Below are 20,221 nucleotides of genomic sequence, written 5' to 3'. Positions count from 1 at the left end.
TCGCCCTTCAGCGGACTCGAACCCGCGATCCTGACGAGCTTGATCAGGATCGCATAGTCTGGACAACCTTGAAGTTCCCTGCAACGATCGGTAATGGGATACGGTCGCATCCAACAAACGAGGACATTATGGCAACTGGTACAGTAAAATTTTTCGCGCAGGACAAGGGCTTTGGCTTCATCACTCCGGACAACGGCGGGCCGGACGTGTTCGTTCATATCTCCGCTGTAGGCTTCGGTGGCGCTCTGACCGACGGGCAAAAAGTCAGCTACGATGTCGGACAAGACCGCAAGACTGGGAAGTCAAAAGCAGAGAATGTTACCGTTCTCTGATAGCGCGAACGGCCCCGGCGACTTGTCGGGGCCAAAACTGACCTGGACTGAAAATCCTGCACCTGTGGGTCTTGGGGGGCAGTGAACCAGCGGCCCGCCATTTTCACCACGGCAGACCCAAGACATCAAACGGTTTATGGCCCGAGACTGTGACGCTTCCCCTCCCCCTGAAAAGGTTGGGGGTCGACCTGCCTGCTGGCTCAGTGGGATGCCCTTCTCAGATTAACGGTGTGTCGTTCTGGAGGATCAGGCTAATGAAAACGAGATTTCTCGGTGAGGCTTTTCTCGCCTTAGTGCTTTCCACCGCGATTGCCTCCGCCCAGCAGGCATCTGACACGGTTGCACCCGAGAGAGCGACCGATGTTGCGGTCGCCAAACGTGTCGAGTCACGGAGCTTCATGGTGGCGGCGGCCAATCCGCTCGCGGCCGAGACGGGGCGCGACGTGATCGCAGCGGGCGGCAACGCCATAGATGCTATGGTGGCGGTGCAGGCCGCGCTTGGCCTCGTTGAACCGCAGAGTTCTGGTCTCGGCGGCGGCGCCTTCCTCGTCTACTACAATGCGAAAAGCGGCAAGCTGACAACGTTGGACGGCCGTGAGACGGCACCGATGGAAGCCACGCCAAAGCTCTTCCTGGATGGTAACGGGCAGCCGCTAAAATTCATGGACGCAGTAGTCGGCGGTCGCTCCGTGGGCACACCGGGAACGGTGCGCCTGCTGGAAGAAGCCCACAAACGCTATGGAAAGGCGGACTGGGCAAGCCTGCTGAAGCCGGCGCAAATGGCGGCGACCGAAGGCTTTCAGGTATCACCGCGCCTTGCCTCGCTGATCGCGTCCGAGGGCGACCGGCTGAAGAAATATCCGCAGGCCCGGTCCTATTTCTTTGACACCTCCGGGGCCGCCCTGCAAACAGGTGCCCTGTTGAAGAACCCGGCCTATGCTGAGACGCTTGCTGCAATCGCCAAAGGCGGCGCCGATGCCTTTTACAAGGGGATAATCGCCGAGGCGATCGTCGAGACCGTGCGCGGGGCGGCCGGCAATCCCGGCGTGCTGTCGCTGGCCGATCTTTCCAGCTATCGCGTCATCGAGCGCGAGCCGGTGTGCTTCCTCTATCGTGCTCTTGACGTTTGCGGCATGGGGCCGCCATCGTCGGGCGGCATCGCCATCGGCCAGATGCTCGGCATGGCGGAGAATTTCGACCTCAAGGCCCTGGGACCGAAAAATGTCGACAGTTGGCGCATCATCGGCGACGCGCAGCGCCTCGCCTTCGCCGACCGGGAGCGTTACGTTGCCGACACCGATTTCATGCCGCTACCGATCAAGGGCCTGTTGGACAAGACCTATCTCAGCGAAAGGGCGAAACTGCTCGACGGTGACAGGGCGTTGACCAATGATGTCGTCAAGGCCGGCGATCCGGAATGGGACCACGCGCTCCTTTTCGGCCGGGATGCCGCGCTCGAGTTGCCCTCCACAAGCCATTTTGTCATTGTCGACAAAGAGGGCAACGTGGTCTCGATGACGACGACGATCGAAAACGGCTTCGGCTCGCGTCTGATGACGAACGGCTTCCTGCTCAATAACGAGTTGACGGACTTTTCCTTCAAGACCCATGATGGCGGACTACCGATCGCCAACCGCGTCGAGCCCGGCAAACGGCCGCGCTCCTCCATGGCCCCGGCCATTGTCATGAAGGATGGCAAGCCGCTGCTTGCCATTGGTTCGCCCGGCGGCAGCCAGATCATCGGCTATGTGGCCCAGGCGCTGATCGCCTATATCGACTGGGGCATGCCGGTGGAAGCGATCGTCGCCCAGCCGCATCTCATTAACCGCTTCGGCACCTACGACATCGAGGCCGGCACCAGCGCGGAAGATCTGATCGGGCCGCTCAAGGCACTGGGTTACGAGGTAAAACCGGGTGAGATGAACTCCGGTTTGCATGCCATCGAGATGACTGCCCAAGGTTTGGCCGGCAGCGCCGATCCACGACGCGAGGGAGTGGTTGTAGGGGACTGATACGTTCCCGCACCATTGAATAAAAATCAGCCTGACACGGTGATTGTTGCTGGCAAATCTTGCTGCGGCCATCGCTGCAGTGCTTCGTGACCGGTCTGGGTCAGTCCATAAACTCCCCTGTCGAGACGTTCAAACCAGCCATAGACATTCGCAAGCAAAATCTTCCCGGCATCGGGTACGCTGGATTTGATATGGCGCACGCGCATCGGTCCTGACGCCAGCACCAATGCGCAGCCGAGCGCCTGTTGACGATATGCGGTCATGATCGGCGCGCGCGTGCTCCCGCCTACTGCCGGATCGCCGCGTCGCCTCTGGTGTTCACGCATGAGCCGAGAGCGCCGTTTCGGATTGGTTCGCGGCATCGGTGATATGGAATTGACGATAATGCTGACGTCGCCGGCATCGGAAATGCCAAGCATGCCGATCCCGAGCCTGCGACAGAGATCCCGGTAGCGTTTGTCAGCCTCGCGGCCTTTGCCCTTGGCTGAGATGCGCGCCGCGATCCAGACTTCTTCTGCGATAGCGGCGCGATCGACAGCCTGCAAAATAAGTTCCAGATTGAAGCTCAGTTTTAGCTCGCAGATCACGACCACAGGCGGATCATTGTCGCTCAGGCCGACGAGATCGCAACCGCCAACTTCGCCTTTGACAGTGTAACCCGCCGTTTCAAGAAAGCCTTTAACGGGCAGATAAAGCGAAGTTTCCATGTGCCTGCAGGTTCAAGTGAAAATCCAGCCCTGAATACATCGATCCGCCTGCGCCGGACAAGCATTTTGCCGCCGGTGCTGTTCAAGTTATCGGCGCTGAATATCCAGGGAGGAGGAAAAGGGTGCCCTGTTTCCCCGTTCCTTGATCGAAATTCGGGGAAAATGCCGGCCCAGAGTCACCTGATCTGTCCTTTGCCCATCGTTGGAGGAAGGCCACCTTGATTACCTAGCCGGTGAGATAGCGGCGCATGCAATAGAGCAGCGTTGCCCGTTCTTCATTCTCATGAATGTCGATCACGCGCCCAAAGAGAATACGATGAGTGGCCTCGTCAACGGCATTGGTGAGCTCGCATTCGAAGCTAACCGACGCGTTGGCAAGGATTGGTGCACCGGTGAGCCCTTCCCTCCAGTCGCCAAGCGCAAATCGATCTTCCGTCGGCGTCTTTCCACCTAAGCGGTCTGATATGTCCTCCTGACCTGGCATCAACGTGTTGACGCAGAAATGGCGCGTGTTCTTAAAGGCGTGAAAACACGAGCTGGCGCGATTGATGCAGACGAGAAGTGTTGGTGGCGTATCACTCACACTGCAAACCGCCGAGGCGGTAAAGCCGTAGCGCTTGCCGCCGTATATGGTGGTGACGACGTTAACCGCAGAGCCGAGGCGCGACATGCCATTTCGAAACGTGGGTTTATCCACAATGTCGAAGCGGTGGTTCACCATGTTCATGTCGGCCTCCTGTTGCTGAGCCAACGCTAGGCCGACAGTTCTTTTCGGATAATTTCCGCGCCAGCGCCCAAAGCGTTCAGCTTGCCGCGCGCCACTTGGCGAGACAGGGGCGCCATGCCGCAATTGGTGCAGGGATAGAGCTTGTCAGCATCGACAAACTGAAGGGCTTTTCGCAGCGTATTGGCGACTTCTTCCGGGGTCTCGATGGTATTGGACGCCACGTCGATGGCCCCCACCATAACCTTTTTGCCTCGAAGGAGTTCAATGAGATCGATCGGGACATGAGAGTTGTGGCATTCCAGCGAGATCAGACTGATGCCTGATTTTTGCAGTTTGGGGAAAGATTCCTCATATTGCCGCCACTCCGCCCCCAGGGTCTTTTTCCAGTCTGTATTGGCCTTGATGCCGTAGCCGTAGCAGATATGGACGGCAGTTTCGCACTTGAGACCTTCGATTGCCTTTTCCAAGGTAGCGACGCCCCAGTCATTCACCTCGTCAAAGAAGACATTAAATGCCGGCTCGTCGAACTGGATGATGTCGATCCCGGCAGCTTCCAGTTCCCTCGCTTCTTCATTGAGGATCTTGGCGAATTCCCAGGCCAGTTTCTCACGGCTCTTATAATGGCCGTCAAAGAGCGTATCGATCATGGTCATAGGACCAGGCAAAGCCCATTTGATTGGCTGTTTGGTCTGCTGACGGAGGAACTTGGCGTCGTCCACAAAAACAGGTTTTTGGCGAGACACGGCGCCGACGACTGTCGGGACACTTGCATCATAACGATCCCGAATTCTGACGGTCTCGCGTTTTTCAAAATCAACGCCGCCAAGGTGCTCGATAAAGGTCGTTACGAAATGCTGGCGTGTTTGCTCGCCATCGCTGACGATATCGATGCCTGCCTGTTGCTGATCATCCAGGGACAAGCGCAGGGCATCCTGCTTGCCCTCGGTCAGTTCCTCATCCTGCAATTTCCAGGGCGACCAGAGTTTCTCAGGCTGCGCAAGCCACGAGGGTTTCGGCAAGCTGCCGGCGGTTGACGTGGGCAACAGTCTTTTCATGATGTGCGACCTTTTGTGTTTTGGTTGTCAAAGGGCGTGATTGGCAGACCACCGCTCGAGAACGGTCCTGTAAGGTTTGATAAAGTGCTCCTCAGCAAACCTTCCCTGCTCTACAGCCAGCCGGCTGCGCTCTTCACGGTCATAGACAATCCGGGTAAGCGAATAATCCTGATGTTTCAGATTGGGCTGATAACAGGCCCCTGCTGCGGAATTGGCGTTGTAAATCTCGGGCCGGTAGATCTTCTGAAAAGTTTCCATCGTGCTGATGGTGCTGATGAGCTCCAGATTGGTATAATCGTCGAGCAAATCGCCGAGAAAATAAAAGGCAAAAGGCGCGACGCTGTTCGGCGGCATGAAAAAGCGCACCTGCAAACCCATTTTTTGGAAGTAATGGTCGGTCGAAGACAATTCGTTCTGCTGGTATTCGACACCCAATACGGGATGCTGATTTCCCGTCCGATGATATGTTTTGCTGCTTGAGGCACTCAGGCAAATGACTGGCGTCTTTTGAAAATGCTCTCTGTAAGCCTGTGAGTTCAGGAAACATTTGAACAGGTTTCCATGCAGGTCGCCAAAATCCTCTGGCATGCCGAATGACGGGCGATCCTTATTGTAAGCCGGCAGCACGACGCTGAAGTCATAATCCCGGACGTAAGAGGAAAAGTTATTTCCAACGATGCCTTCGATGCGCTTGCCCGTCTTTTGATCAACAATATTCGTTTTCAGGATTTCAATCAGGGGAAAGGCATCATCATTGCCTTCAGCACCAACTCGCATCTCAACTGAAATTATCTCAAGTTCGACGCAGTAGCGATCGCCTTTCGGATTATCCCAATGCGCCAGCGCGTTGAAGCGATTGTCAATCATCTTCAGGGCGTTGCGGAGGTTTTCCTGGCGGTTCTCGCCCCTGGCCAAGTTGGCAAAATTCGTCGTGACACGCGTATTTTCTGACGGGCGATAATCCTCATCAAAAGAAATACTCTTTATATTGAAACCGAAAGTCTTAATCATCGCGATAGGACGCCCAAAATCCCGAGATACATCCTGACGTTATTGACGTAAATTTCAGGACGCACCGGATGTTATTTTCCATTGTCTCAGTGGACAATTTTTAAACTGTCCCGACCCGAGAGCGGTGCGCGTTTTGTGCCTGACAGGCCGATTGAATAAAAATGGTATTATCTCACGGAAGTATGAGCCCTGCTCATGATTTGGGTATGAGAGGCGATCCGCCAGAGAATTTGGGAGGCCTTTGTCCTCCGAACCTCATGGTGATGGGCCGAATGTTCCATATCTCGGTCGACGCGATAACCGTCACCTCCCCAAAACCGATGACGAATGCCTTGACCCCTTCAACGACATACGACATTGGTTCGTCATCGTGGTTCTGCGGGCGAAAGTCCGGAGCTAAGAGGGAATTCGGTCGGGGCTTTACTGCCTTAAAGCCGAAGCTGCCCCCGCAACTGTAAGCGGCGAGCGAAAGTCCATCCATGTCACTGAGGCAAGCCTCGGGAAGACGGACCAGAGCGACGACCCGTAAGCCAGGAGACCTGCCGCGATAGATAACGTCCACGGGCGGGGTGTCCCGGAGTGCCGCTTTCGCGATCGCATTCCCGTGCCATCGTCTCTGCGTCATGCCACTACCCTGCCGCAACCTGATGGCAGGGCCGATGACAGAAACCGCGACGATGGAAAAGCCTGCTCAGCACGGCTCGATAACCAGTCTCATTGATATCGTTTTTCCCGGAGATACCAAACATCACGGCACCCTCTTTGGGGGAACCGGACTTGCTTTGATGGATCGCGTTGCCTTCATCGCGGCGACCCGGTTCGGGCGGGTGCCGTTCGTGACCGCCTCTTGCGAGCGCATCGATTTCAGGCAGCCGGCACGCATCGGGCACATCGTCGAATTCACGGCCAGACCGGTCAAAGCCGGTCGACGTTCCCTGACGGTCGACGTCGAGATGGTGGCGGAGACCATCGTCGGCCGTCAGCGGCACACCTGTACGCGAGGCACCTTCCATATGGTCGCCATTCTGGAGGGCGAGAACGCCGCGAGCTATGCTTTGCCCGCACTCGTTCCCTTGGAAGCGCCGGGCCTCACGGATATCGTCGCCATGGTCGAGATCGTGTTTCCGGATCAGGCCAACAGCGTCGGACGGATGTTCGGGGGCGAAGCGATCGCCTACATGACCAAAGCCGCATTCGTTGCAGCGTCGCGTTACTCCGGCAAGCTGGTGGTGCTGGCCTCATCCGAGCGCATCGACTTCGCAAGGGCCGTCGAGATCGGTGAGATCGTCGAGGCGGAGGCACGCGTCGAGCGCGTTGGCCGCAGTTCCATGGCCATCGAGACGAAACTCTGGTCCGAAAACCTGCTGACTGGCGAGAGGCATATTACGGCCACCGGACATTTCGCCATGGTCGCAGTCGACACAGACCACCGGCCGGTTCCTGCCCGCGATAGCGCCTCTACAGACGTTACTCCTCGTCACCATGGGCGGGCATAACCATGCTGGACAGGCAACATCTATCGATCCTGCGGGAAGTCGACCGCCTGGGCAGCCTGACGGCAGCGGCGGAGCGGCTGAATGTCTCCCAGTCCGCTCTCAGCCACACGATCCGCAAGCTCGAGGAGCGCTATGGCGTGGCGATGTGGGAGAAAGACGGTCGTAACCTCCGCCTCACCGAGGCCGGTCGCTATATCGTAACGCTGGCGCAGCGCGTTCTGCCCCAGATCGAAAGGGCTGAAAATGTCCTGTCGGATTATCGCCACGGCCAGCGAGGCTCGCTTAAGATCGGCATGGAATGCCATCCTTGCCATCAGTGGCTTATGGGCGTCACAAAGCCATATCTCATGGAATGGCCGGATGTGGGCCTGGAACTGAAGACATCATTCGCTTTCGGCGGCGTGGCGGCCCTCACAGGATATGAAATCGACATCCTTATCACGCCGGACCCGATCGAGACGCCTGGCATCCATTATTTGCCGGTATTCGACTACGAGTTGGTACTTGCCGTGCCGGCTGATCATCCACTGGCGCAAAAACGCCATGCAGAACCTGTGGACCTACTGAATGAGACACTATTCACCTATCCGGTACCGCCGGAGCGGCTGGACATATTTATCCAGTTTCTGGTGCCCGCCAACTGTCGGCCGCGTCATCACCGGAATGTCGAGACGACTGAAATGATGCTTCAACTCGTCGCGGCGGGCCGCGGGGTCAGCGCCATTCCCGACTGGCTTGTACGTCGGGAAGCGGCAGCGCTCGGTGTCCGCCCCGTCCGCATTGGTCCGGACGGCGTACAGAAAAGCATCCATCTCGGATTAAGAGATGGCGACGACGATGTGGATTTCATCGCCGGGTTTGTTGAGACATCGCACCAAAGATGAGCGTCAGGATCCGGAGGTAATTGCCGCTACATGACTCTTACCCTCGGCCGATATTCCGGCTCGATGTGGCCCCCTAACGCTTCACTCTTCCCGGAAGGCCCTCATGATCTGGTCGGTCAGCGGCTTGCTGAGGTAGGAGATCACGGTTCGCTCGTCGGTCTCGATATAGACCTCAACCGGCATTCCCGGCTGCAGCTTGGCGGCTAATGTCCCCAGTGCATCGGGTGAGAAGGAAAGCGTCGTTTTATAGAATGGCAACCCGGTCGCCTTGTCTACCGAGGTAGCGGCAGAGACGATATCGACCTTGCCTTTCACCTCAGGCGTCGTCTGCTGGTTGAAGGCAATGAAGCGCATACGCGCAGGCTGGTGAACATTGATACGGTCGATATCGGTCGGGGCAATTTTTACATCGACGCGCAAATCTCCTGCTTTCGGGACAAGCGACATGATGGCTGCGCCGGAGCCGATGACACCACCAACGGTGTGGGCCTGAAGATCATAGATATAACCGGATTCAGGCGCACGCACGGTGGTGCGGTCGAGCCGGTGGGACACCGCGATGGCCCGCTGGTTGAGTTCAGCAATCTGGGTATCAATTCGCACAATTTCTTTCTGCGCTTCGGAGCGGCTGCTTTGGTCTATAGACGTCAACTTGATATCCAGTTCACTGATCTGACCTCTGGCTTCTGCGATCTTGGCGGTCACATCGCCTATCGTTCCCTGAAGACGAACCATTTGCCGTTTCAGGTCGCGCAGGTCGGCTGTGCGGACCAGCCCCTTCTCCACCAGTTGCTGTTGTAGTGAAACCTCGTCTCGAACCAGATCCTCTTCTGAAATGCTGGCCTTACGCTGTTGCTCCAGACCATCCACCTGGTTTTGAAGCTGATTGGCCTGCAACCGTAATTGCTGCTTTTGATTTTCACGCAAGTGCTGATTTTCCCGGAAAAGTTTTAGCTCTTCCCGTTCCAGCTGCGGCATGACCGGCATGTCGAAAAGCAGCTCCGCCGCATTGTCCCTTTCGGCAACAAGCCGCGCCCGCATGGCCGAAAGCTGGCCGATCTGGCTTTGTATGATATCGAGCTCCACACGGGCCTGCGTGTCATCCAACCTCAGGACCACATCGCCCTTACGCACGAGATCGCCGGATTTCACCGGAATTTCCACGACGGTTCCGCCGTCGACATGCTGTACCTGTTTGATTTCGCCGGAAATGGCGACCTCGCCTTGTGAGATCACCGCTCCGGCAAGTTTGGCCTGTGCCGCCCAACCGCCGACACCTGCCACAAGGCAGGTCGCTAACAGCGCGGTGGTGATCACGCGCAAACGAATGCCGTTTCCTGCCACGTTGATGTTTTTTGGCTCCGCCCTATTTGAACCTGTCATGACACTTCCTCCACCCGAACGCTTTACTAAACGGTGATTGAGCCATTATCGGCATGGGCAACCGTCACCGTTAGGATGAAGTCGCCCGAATTCAATTCTTGCTGGCTTATGACGACGAGCTCGTATTTGTCGTCGGCATCCAGATCGGAATAAATCTGCACCACCTGACGGTTCTCACCGTCATCGGTGAGTTCCTTGTAGAGCTTGATGAGTGTGCGATGGTCGTGGCCGTTCGGATCGGCCATGCCAAGATCGTCAGATCCGAAATAAAGTGCACCGAGATCCGCACTCAGCTTTGAAAAATCGATCTTGTCACCGATTTCGAAATCCCGGATTTCATCGCGTCCGCTACCACCGTTGCGAAGGCTGGAGGTTGTGGCAAAAACGAAAATATCGTTGCCCTGCCCACCGATCATCACATTGACCGTATCGCTCGCCGTTATGCGGTCGTTACCCGAACCGCCAATCGCGTTTTCCACACTGATAAGCCGGTCGGTGCCAATCTCGACACCATGGGCTGTGCCAGCCTGCAGATCGATATCGACCCCTGCCTGGGTGGCACTTGCATCGTATGTATCGCAGCCACTGCCACCATCGAACACGTCGTTTCCATCAGGCAACGGCACTGTCACCAGACAGGAAGCGTCATTTTCAAGTTCCTGCTCCAGCACGGCAAGCACACCGGCGATAAAGAGGTCATCGCCCTCACCACCGAGAACGACATCGTTACCTTCACCGCCAATCAGCCGATCGTTGCCATCCCCTCCGTCGAGAATATCATCTCCGGCATCTCCGGAAATTACATCGTTCCCAGCTTCACCAAACAGGCGATCATTACCGGCACCGCCCGAGATGACATCATGACCAGTGCCGCCATAGGCAATGTCGTTGCCTTCTTCGCCGTAGATGAAGTCGTTGCCTTCATCACCGAACAGCACGTCATTACCGCGTCCGCCCAATATCCGGTCATGTCCCTTGCCGCCATAAATGACATCGTTTCCATCACCACCAATCAAGATATCATTGCCAGCACCGCCATCGATGAGGTCGTGGCCCTCGCGCCCGTAGACTACATCGTCGCCATCCAGCGCCTTGATGATGTCGTCCTTTGGGGTGCCGAGCAGCGTGTCATCGCCATCCGTGCCGACGATCTCCTTTTGCGGATGGAGCCGCAGATCAAGCCAGGCTCGTCCCGTCACACTGCTTTGCCCATCACTCAAAGTATATGTGAAGGAAACGATACCGTTCATGTCGCGGGATGGCGTAAACAGCCAGACATCTGCGCCATGAGCGCTTACAGTTCCCGAGGAAGAATGTATGTTGGAGATCGAAAGCCTGTCGCCGTCCGGGTCCATTGCTGCGCGCGCCAGATCTGCCCAGGCCAACAACATCGACAGGTTGACGAAACCGCTTCCGAGATAAATCACACCTGTGGCGACAGGAACCCGGTTTTCGGAATTGCCATTGCCGGAGCCATTACCGCCACTATTCCCCGCCCCTCCCTGTCCGGAGCCACTATTCCCCGCTCCTGCCTGTGCTGAAGCATTTCCGGGATTAGTGACGGGCGTTGGCGTCGAATGATTGCCTGGCAACGCAAAGCGAATGCTCAGGAAAGCATTTGCACCAGCGTCCGGGTAAAACTTGAACATGTTGTTATCAAGATCAAGCGCCGCCACCCGTGAAAGACCAAACTCAGACCCGTAACTAATCCTGCCGAAATCTACAGATAGGCCATTGTATCGCACATATCGCCGCAAACCGTCGGTTTCATCCAGATAGCTCTGCAGATACTCTGTCCAGAAAGATGCAAGCTGCTGTGCAAGCGCGACCGGATCCGAGCCGGGTGAAGGAGCGCCGGCATCCAACATCCCCGACCCCCGAGCACCCTCCCCCACCGCATCATTTGGAGATGGCGCATATACATCTTGAACACGGCCGAGATAAGCGGCAAGACCGATACCGATCGTCGAAATCAACATGTGGGAACGCAGAGTACGTTCCTGACGGTCCGGGCTTTCAAACCGACGCCCCGGAGCGTGCTGCTCAAGGGCGGCTTCCCGGTTCAGAGCGGAAAGTTCGTCCTGGCTGTCCTTGATGTCGATCGCCATGATATGCCTCCCTCACTCGGCCGCGTATTGCCGTTCGGCAACAACAGCCCGCTGCGGAATGATCTGGGTGTTCGCCGATGTCTTGATGAGTTCGTCCTTCGGACCAAAAGAAACCAGCTTGCCACCCTGCACGACGCCAACCATATCCACCGGCTGCAAGGCGCTTGGACGGTGTGCGACCATGATGACGATACCCCTGCGCTCCCGAACCTTGACGATTGCACGCGCCAGGGCTTCTTCCCCCTCGGCATCAAGATTGGAATTCGGCTCGTCCAGAACGACGATAAAGGGGTCGCCGTAAAGCGCGCGCGCCAGTGCGATGCGCTGACGTTGTCCGGCAGAAAGAGCCTGGCCGCTGGGGCCGATCTGCGTCTGATAACCGCCCGGCATGCGCACGATCATGTCATGGACGCCGGCAGCCCGGGCGGCGTGAAATATCTTGCGGGAATCCGCATCCGGGTCGAAGCGGGAAATGTTTTCCGCAATCGATCCGTCCATCAGCGATACTTCCTGCGGAAGATAACCGATATTGGAGGTGAAGAACTCCGTGGGCCATTGCTTGAGATCTGCGCCATCAATGCGGACAGCACCGCGAAGAACTGGCCAGATGCCGAGAATGGAGCGAACCAGCGTGGTCTTTCCGCCGCCACTTGGGCCGATCAGAGCAAGCGCCTGCCCGGCCTTGAGGTTCAGGCTGATATCACTCAAGAGCACCGTGCCGGAAAGCGGCGCAACCGTCGTAATATTTTCAAGCGAAAGCTCCTGGGAAGGGGCCGGAAGATCGAAACGTGTGTCCGGGTTGTCCAGAGCAGCCAAAGTATCCTTGATGCGACCCCAGCTTCTGCGCGCAGCCACCACGCCTTTCCACTGAGCGATTGCCTGATCGACAGGTGCAAGTGCGCGGCCCGTGACGATGGATGAAGCAATAATCGAACCTGCTGACATTTCTCCCTTGATCGTCAGATAGGCGCCGACGCCGAGAATGGCTGACTGCAACATCATGCGAAGCACCTTGGAAATGCCCGAAAAAGTGCCTGATATATCGGAGGTCGCGGTCTGCGTATCGAGATGACGGCGATTGGCGCGCTCGAAAAGCTTCAGCGCACGATCCGTCATGCCCATGGAGTAGAGGACATCACCGTTGCGAATGTGATTATCCGCAACGACATTGCGGTTGACCGCAGCGCGGGTCATTTCCTTGGCATGGCGACGGGAAAGCAGTTCAGCGGCCAGTGTCACGCAGGCGAGGAAGACCGCGCCGCCAACCGTCAGCATTCCAAGAACCGGATGAAGCAGCCAGACGAAAACGAGGTAGATCGGTATCCAGGGCAGGTCGAACAGCGCGACCGGCCCGGCACCGGAGAGAAAGGTGCGCACGGTATCGACATCCCTGCCGCGCTCGTTTGCTTCAGCCGGTGAATAACCGAAGCGCGGCATGTCGATGACGACCTTATGCACCAGCGGCGAAATCTTCTGGTCAATATTGGCCGAGAAGCGCACCAGAATTTGCGAGCGCAGAATATCAAACATACCTTGAAACAGATACAGGCCGATGGCGATAGCGGACAGCCACAGGAGCGTCGGGACGCTGCCGCTGGTCAGTGCACGGTCGTAAATCTGCAGCATGTATATGGCGCCGGTAAGCGCCAGAATGTTGATGACGCCGGAAAGTCCGAAGACAAACCATAAAAGGCTGCCGATGCCACTGATCTTGTAGTTTGATTGCTTACTCATAACACGCCCCCTGATCACTGCACTGTGCGATGTTCGGCCGCCCGTCGCGGCCGATGCCTCGGGTTAAAGCTCAGGAAACGCCAACGAAATCATTGGCAGTGAGGTTATGGCGGCCATGCAGGGCGAGTTCGAAATCTGCCCCGTCATCACCCTGCGTATTGCCCCTGATGACGGTGAATTCCTCGCCATCACGTATTTCGTGGGCAATCGTCACATCGCCAAGCGCCGTCATCGTGGTGCCAGCCGTCAGGCGCAGCCCCTGCCCCATGCCGGAGAAATCAATCTTGTCCCCGGTGCTGAAGCCATAGATCGTGTCGCCATTTGCAGCGGCAGCGGAGTTGAACTTGAAGGTGTCATCCCCAAGTCCGCCATCGATGATGTTGACGGCAGTGGAGGCGACAATCTTGTCGTGACCGGATCCGCCGATAAAGTTTTCGAAGCCGAAGAACGTATCGTTGCCGGTGCTTGCACCACTGACGGAACCGCGCCCCATCAGCCCATTGCCGAGATCGACGGTGAGATTGGTCGTGCTGACCGAGTAGTCCAATGTATCTGTGCCGTCTTCCCCGTAATAGACGTCGTCACCATCGTTCAGCGTGGCAAGTATCGTGTCATTGCCTGCACCAGCCCAGATACGATCGTTGCCGGCACCGCCTTCAAGGATATCGTCGCCCTCGTCTCCAAACAGCAAGTCGTTACCTGCGCCGCCGAAGATGAGATCGTTGCCGGCACCACCGTGGATTTCGTCGTTACCGTCACCACCGTTTGCGACATCCTTGCCGTCACCACCCAGAATGACATCATCACCGGCCTCGCCGCGGAGAATGTCGTTGCCGGCGTCACCGACGAGAATATCCGTGCCATCGCCGCCAATCAGCGTGTCGTGACCCGCCGCACCCATGAGGGTGTCGTTGCCGGACGTACCGATCAGTGTTTTGGCAGCTATCGGCTGCGGCGTCGTGTTGCCCCCGCCATTATTGCCATTGGGGACCCCATCATCTGGCGTATTTCCGCATTCGCCACCGTTGCCTTCGCCCTCCTGATCATCATCATCGTCGTCGTCCTCGTGCTCATTTTCGTATTCTTTAAGCCCTGGAGTCATATCGCCGAAAAATACGATCTGATGTGTGCCGTTGGAGAGGGTGGAAAGGCCCGTTGCAGCATCATAGGTGCGACTGAAGTCCTGCGGACTGCTGCCGGCGGGCAGTTCGATAACGTCCTGCGGACGAAGCGTTCCGACAATCGTGTCGCTACCGCCATTGGAGCGGAAGACAATGCGATGTGCCGAAGTCAACGCGCTGATATCCACAGTATCATTGCCCGCACTGCCATCGATGGTGATGGTGCTGAAGTTCAGGCTCGTGGAGGTGAAGTTGCCGATAACCTGCACGGTATCGCCATTGTTGACACCGGTGTTGAGCCCACCGCCATCATTGGCTGTCACGTTAAGGGTGTTGACGACGATCTCTTCGATATTGTCGAGCTCCGCAATGACAGATTCGACACCACCCACTGTTCTGGTAATGACGATTTCAGTATTCGTCGCAAAGATCGTTCCGAGAGACGTTGCGAGATTGGCGTTCTGGCCGTTGGTAACCGCATAGATACGGAACAGTTCGGCACCTGCGACACCTGTCAGGCGATACGTGTCGACCCCGGTACCGCCGTCGATCAGATCACGCCCATCGGTGCTGGTCTGGTTGATCGTGTCGGTGCCGGCACCGGCATTGATCACGTCAAAACCAGCGCCGCCATTCAGCGTGTCGTTACCGTTCCCGCCGTTCAGCGTATCGTCACCGGTCCCGCCATTGAGGGTGTCGTTGCCGCCAAGACCGTTCAGGATATCGTTGCCGGCACCGCCGTTCAGCGTATCGTTGCCGCCAAGGATGATGAATGGATCGACACCATTGAGCGTGTCGTCGCCATTGCCGCCATTCAAGACGTTGTTGGTGAGAGCATTGCCATTCAGGGTAACGCCGCCGCGTGCCACAACCGGCAAGGTCGGAACGGAAATGACCGTCTCGGTACCGCCCAGCCCATCGGTGAAGCTGACAGAGACACGCAGTTGACGACCGATTTCATTGATATCGCCAAGCTGAAGCAGCAGCGCATTGGGCTCGGTTGGCACAAAGGTCGCAGCGGTCGCACCGGGAATATCGGTCCAGGTCGTTCCGTTCAGATATTGCCACTGGTAGGCGAAGGCGCTTTCGATGCCGTTAGCGTCGGCAATCTGCGAAACATCGACCGTCAGTGTCTGGCCTTCTTCCGGAGAAACCTGACCATTGGTCGGCGTTGCGTCGATGATGACAGGCACGCCGGTTGCTGGTTGCGGCAGTCCGGCGCTGATGTCGACCGTCCGGTCGGCAAATTGCAGCCGCTCGATATTGTATAGCCGATCAGTACCGTCAGGCACACGATTACGCCCGGTTATCGGATCGATTGCGCCGGCCGTTGGATTGACATGCGAAATGGTAAAGCTGCCATCCTGATTGGCGGTGATATCGTAGTTTGCAAAATCATCCCAGTAGATAGCGGTATCGATATCTCCATCGCCGCCGCCATCGAGAAGTTCACGCACGATCTGCATCGAACCGGGATTGATGCGACCATCGACCATCCATGAGGTCAGCGATTTCGTGACGCCATTCAGGGTGACGGTATCTTCAAGGCTCTTGACCGTGAAGGCGATCCCATCCTTCGATTGGCCGATGATACGCACGCTCAGATAACGGTCACCATCGATGACATCATCGCCGCCGCGACCCTCGATCATATCGGAACCGCCACCTCCAAGGATGATGTTTCCACCAACAAAAACCCGTTCCGTCGTACCGGTTCTGCCATTTTCCCACGATCCGTCGGCCCAGTATTCGCCCGTGCTCATCATGTCTTGCGTGATGATCTGGTTGAGGCCGGCGATACGGTCGATACCAGCCTGATTAAGCTCGTTGTAACGGAAGCCTGTTTCGGGCGTCGGGTCGGTGACCGTGCCGCCTTCCGGTCCGGTTCCGAGGCGATCATCGCCACGCAAAACGTCATTATGATCCCAGCCTGAAAGGCCTTCTACCTGGCTGAAGCGGTCTCGCAACACTTCCAGAGGCAGTGTTGTGAAGATATCGACACGCATATCCGCATCGGCACCGTTCTTCTGGCCCTGATGGATAACCCAGTCATGGCCCCACATGCCGATGTTCTTCTGAATGCCCTCTCCGGCAAACATGATGTCATCGCCGGAGTCCGCATCGTAGTCGGTATCGCCGGAACCGCCGTTCAGCACGTCGTGCCCGATGACGGTCGAGTTGAAGAAGAGCTCACCATTGTCGCCAGCGATGTAATCGAAACCGCCGCCGCCTTCGATCCAGTCATCGCCCTCGTTGCCGAAAAGCGCATTGATACCGTCACCCCCGGAGATGAAGTCGTCGCCCTGGCCACCGCGGATTTCGCCGTCATCGGCGCCGGAAACAAGGTAGTCCTTGCCCTCACCGCCGAAAATCAGCGACATGCCCGTGCCATCGACAATCACGTCATTGCCGCTTTCACCCTTCAGCACGCTGACAGCACCTATATCCGTGCCGGCACTGGTGATGATGTCGTCACCTGCGCCGCCATTGATAGCGTCCACGCCATAACCGGCCTCGATGCGATCGTTGCCCATCCCACCCCAGACACTGTCGTCACCACCACCTGAAATAATGTGGTCGTCGTCATCCGTTCCTTGAATGAGAATGTGGTCGAGACCGTTGTAGCGGATGAAATTCGGGCCGCGTTCGACCAATTTGGAGACCGCTTCAAGAACAGGGTTTTCGTGCTGCGGGTCGGCTATTCCGGTCATCTGCGCCTGTTTGGCAGCATCGACATAGAAAATATGGTCGGGCGTCGAGAAAATGTCGGCCGGGAGGGCAAGTCCATCAGGCCCGACACTGGTGTTGCGCGCGACGATCTTGGAGAGGGAGTTGTTTTCCAGCTCCGTCAGCAGGTTGAGGCCCTGTGTGCGCGACAGATAGTAGAAGCGGTCCGAATCCTGCAGATTTTCCATCTGAAGCTGGAAAATGAAGGAGAAGGTCGAGCCCAGCATACCGCCAAACGCCATCTTCTTTTCCGCAAGACCACCGACCCACAGGTCAATATCGTTCAGACCACCCAGGCTACCGCCCGCATAGAGGCCGCGTGCGTTGAGAAAATCCTGCCGGTCCTGTTCGCTCGGGACAATGCCATCACCGTTGATGTCAACACCGAAGACAAGTTCCATAGCGGCATCACGTTTGGCTTCGATCGTCATCGCGCCAGTCACGCTTGAATGTGTGCCGTAGGCCGCAATGAAGTTGATGATGGATTCCGGGTTTCTGATATTGACGGCGAAATCTGCCCAGCTGACATAAGGCCGCAGATTGGTATCGCCATTGGCAAATTCCATGAACTGCGCGCGGGCCTGATTGAGTGTCGGCATGCCAGTGTCGCGACCACGGGCGATGTTAAGCGCAGCAAGATCGAGCGGAATGCCGACAAGCTGATTACGCAGGACATCGGTGACGAATTCATCGATCTCATTGGCATGCTGGGACGACATGCCCATGGCAATCGCACCGGCCATCTGCGCCTGGGAAATGCCTGTTTCGCCAAACTCCAGCGGATTCAGAAAAGCATCGAAAAGATCGACATTGTCCCGCGTTCCATCCGCATAGATGCGGTCGACAGTCTGGTTCAGCATCGAATGGCCGAAGCGATAGACGACATTGGCAAATTCGGAAAAGATAGCCGGATTAAGTTCCACGTCCGGCTGAACGAGGAAGATATCAACATCCGGCTGGATTTTGCGGGCGAATTCCTCAAAAACCAGATGCTGATACTGCATTTCCGTGGCAAAGCGCGCCGCCTGGAAAAGACGCTCGCCATTCCAGACAAGTGTGCTCAGATCGGCAGGCAAGACGCTGATCGGTTCGGCAAGCCACTGGTTGATAAAGGTGAAGTCGCCTTCCGAAATCGTCGTTGCGATGGCGGTCTGTTTGACCGCATTTATCTGGCGATTATGTTCCGCATGGAAAACGAAATGGACCGCCGTCAGTCCGATATTTTCGTTTCCGCGACCGTCGCCGGTAATGTAATGCGCATCGAGCAGTTCGTCGTCATAATGCGTCTGGTTGCCGCGCGGACCAAAACCGCCCGAATAACCCACGGCATCGTCATTGTCGGCCATAAGCACGCCGTTGGTGATAACGGGCGCTGCGGCATGGGCGATGTCATCCAGAAACGCGTTTGGAAGTCTGAGTGCCAGTACAGTGGTCGGATTGACTGGCATATCCGGCGTGCCGGACACCACGATATCGTCAGACGTATTGGGCACGCCATCGGCGCCGATACCAACGATCAACTGCGCAAAGCCGGTCACGGGGTCAGGAATAAAACGGCCATAGGGATCAGTGCGGATCATCGGCACTTTACCGACATCGGCATCTGTCAGCTCAATGCCCAGCATTTCGCGCGCTTGCGCCTTGATCTCACCCCATGTCGCAAGGCCGCCATTTTCGCCTTCCAGCAGCAGACCGGTCGCAACCGTCTTGCCGTTGACGGTCTCATATTCGCGCAGGAACACCTGATGTGATGCATGAGACGTATAGGTCTGGTTCTGGTCTACCCATGGCGTGGTAACGTTGCCGGCGCCCTCGCCGACCGTGGCGCGTGTCAGCACCATGAAATTGGTGTGTGGCGTTGCCGGGTTATAGAGCGGATCGTCCGGTTGCAAAGGAATATAGACGGTGCCGTTACCCCCCTTGGCAACGAGATCGAGGCCATGATCAAAGAACTGGCCAAACAGCGTGAACCAGGCGTTGTAAGGTGCCGAAAGCCCTTCATCCGGAGAAACATTCGGCAAAAGCACGGTGTTGCCGTCCATCTGCACGCCCCATTGCTCAAGGAGGCCATCAAGAATACCCGCCGCCTGGGCGGTTTGCACCTGTTGAGCCTGGGCAGCGGTCAACGCTTGCTGCGCAGCGGCAAGAGCGTCGAGCGCAGCGGGAAGATCAGCGGGGTCTGTGACCGCAACGACATCTGCCAATGCCTGCTGCACATTGGCTTGCGCACCCGTCACGGCAAGGTTGGCCGCAACGAGATTTGCCTGCGCGGCGGCGTCGCCCTCGAAGGCTTGACGGATAGCAATCACGCCTTGGGCTATGTTCGCTTCGGAGTGGCCGGCAAGGCGCAAGGCCGCAGCAACAGCGGCCGGGTTTGCAAGCGTTTGATCCACAATGAGGTTTGAGATGAGACGGGGATCGGCATCCACAACCGTTCCAGGCGCAAAGCCCGGAGTGCCGGGTGCGCCCGGAGCGTAGTTGCCGTTGTTCAGCCACACTGGGTTGGCAGGCGTTCCAAACATCAATGTATCGTCGTTTTCATTGACCCAGTTCGGCTGCGTGAGCGGCTTGAAAGGTTCGCCAGAAGCGCCCCACTTTTCGCGTCCCGGCACCAGATTATTGTAGCTGCCATCCACGGTGCGCAGGCCTGATGGTAACAGCGGGCTATCGACCAAGCTCCGTAGCGCCTCCCCGATCGGGTCGCCCTCTGCAAAATCCTCAGGCGTCAAGCCTGCGATCAATGCAGTATGAGCTTCAGCAATTGCGATCTGTTTGAGAATGAATTCGAGATCGTGTTTGATGAGTGTGACCATTTGACGTTCGGGTGTCCCCGCCTCCAACGCTACTGAAAACAATCGCCGCCTCGCCCATTGAGGCAGAAGACGACATCCCGCCTAAGAGACTGGCATAATCAGAGTTTTTTC

The 20,221-nt window shown here is 57.0% G+C and carries 12 protein-coding genes and 1 riboswitch; of the genes, 4 read left to right on the top strand and 8 right to left on the bottom strand.

The window, feature by feature from the left end; all coding sequences use genetic code 11:
* Positions 1-128 precede the first annotated feature (128 nt).
* Both DXT96_RS04995 and ggt read left to right on the top strand, forming a co-directional pair.
* Positions 129-332, top strand: a complete 204-nt coding sequence (locus DXT96_RS04995; RefSeq protein ID WP_149901364.1) for a cold-shock protein — start codon at positions 129-131, stop codon at positions 330-332.
* A gap of 254 nt (positions 333-586) precedes the next feature.
* On the top strand, positions 587-2,344 hold the full coding sequence (gene ggt / locus DXT96_RS04990) for a gamma-glutamyltransferase (RefSeq protein WP_153513688.1): 1,758 nt from the start codon (positions 587-589) through the stop codon (positions 2,342-2,344).
* Positions 2,345-2,370: 26 nt separating this feature from the next.
* Here the strand turns inward: ggt and DXT96_RS04985 are convergent, their stop codons facing one another.
* From DXT96_RS04985 to DXT96_RS04970, 4 genes are all read right to left on the bottom strand, one after another.
* Positions 2,371-3,051 (bottom strand): DUF2161 domain-containing phosphodiesterase, encoded by a 681-nt coding sequence (locus DXT96_RS04985; protein ID WP_153513687.1) that lies wholly within the window; start codon positions 3,049-3,051, stop codon positions 2,371-2,373.
* Between the two features lie 226 nt (positions 3,052-3,277).
* Positions 3,278-3,778, bottom strand: coding sequence for a flavin reductase (locus DXT96_RS04980; protein ID WP_153513686.1), 501 nt, complete (start codon positions 3,776-3,778; stop codon positions 3,278-3,280).
* A gap of 26 nt (positions 3,779-3,804) precedes the next feature.
* Positions 3,805-4,833, bottom strand: coding sequence for a methionine synthase (locus DXT96_RS04975; protein ID WP_153513685.1), 1,029 nt, complete (start codon positions 4,831-4,833; stop codon positions 3,805-3,807).
* A 27-nt stretch (positions 4,834-4,860) separates the two neighbouring features.
* Positions 4,861-5,844, bottom strand: a complete 984-nt coding sequence (locus tag DXT96_RS04970; RefSeq protein WP_153513684.1) for a DUF1852 domain-containing protein — start codon at positions 5,842-5,844, stop codon at positions 4,861-4,863.
* A gap of 354 nt (positions 5,845-6,198) precedes the next feature.
* Positions 6,199-6,406: riboswitch (cobalamin riboswitch) on the top strand.
* Positions 6,407-6,503: 97 nt separating this feature from the next.
* Between DXT96_RS04970 and DXT96_RS04965 the strand changes: the two genes are divergently transcribed.
* Positions 6,504-7,340, top strand: a complete 837-nt coding sequence (locus DXT96_RS04965) for an acyl-CoA thioesterase (RefSeq protein WP_153513683.1) — start codon at positions 6,504-6,506, stop codon at positions 7,338-7,340.
* A gap of 2 nt (positions 7,341-7,342) precedes the next feature.
* Complete coding sequence (locus tag DXT96_RS04960) at positions 7,343-8,224, top strand: LysR family transcriptional regulator (protein ID WP_153513682.1); 882 nt, start codon at positions 7,343-7,345, stop codon at positions 8,222-8,224.
* 81 nt (positions 8,225-8,305) lie between these two features.
* Here the strand turns inward: DXT96_RS04960 and DXT96_RS04955 are convergent, their stop codons facing one another.
* The 4 genes from DXT96_RS04955 to DXT96_RS04940 all read right to left on the bottom strand — a co-directional run bounded on the left by DXT96_RS04955 (position 8,306) and on the right by DXT96_RS04940 (position 20,110).
* Positions 8,306-9,568: an HlyD family type I secretion periplasmic adaptor subunit gene (locus tag DXT96_RS04955; RefSeq protein ID WP_194287547.1), complete on the bottom strand. Its 1,263-nt coding sequence runs from the start codon at positions 9,566-9,568 to the stop codon at positions 8,306-8,308.
* Between the two features lie 65 nt (positions 9,569-9,633).
* Complete coding sequence (locus DXT96_RS04950; RefSeq protein ID WP_153513680.1) at positions 9,634-11,715, bottom strand: calcium-binding protein; 2,082 nt, start codon at positions 11,713-11,715, stop codon at positions 9,634-9,636.
* Positions 11,716-11,727: 12 nt separating this feature from the next.
* Positions 11,728-13,449: a type I secretion system permease/ATPase gene (locus DXT96_RS04945; RefSeq protein ID WP_149901374.1), complete on the bottom strand. Its 1,722-nt coding sequence runs from the start codon at positions 13,447-13,449 to the stop codon at positions 11,728-11,730.
* Between the two features lie 70 nt (positions 13,450-13,519).
* Positions 13,520-20,110, bottom strand: coding sequence for a peroxidase family protein (locus DXT96_RS04940; protein WP_153513679.1), 6,591 nt, complete (start codon positions 20,108-20,110; stop codon positions 13,520-13,522).
* Positions 20,111-20,221: the final 111 nt, after the last annotated feature.

The organism is Agrobacterium sp. ICMP 6402 (assembly GCF_009498615.1).
Taxonomy (GTDB): domain Bacteria; phylum Pseudomonadota; class Alphaproteobacteria; order Rhizobiales; family Rhizobiaceae; genus Agrobacterium; species Agrobacterium burrii.
The sequence above is the reverse complement of the archived record's forward strand: the minus strand, read 5'-3'. Positions and strand labels throughout refer to the sequence as shown.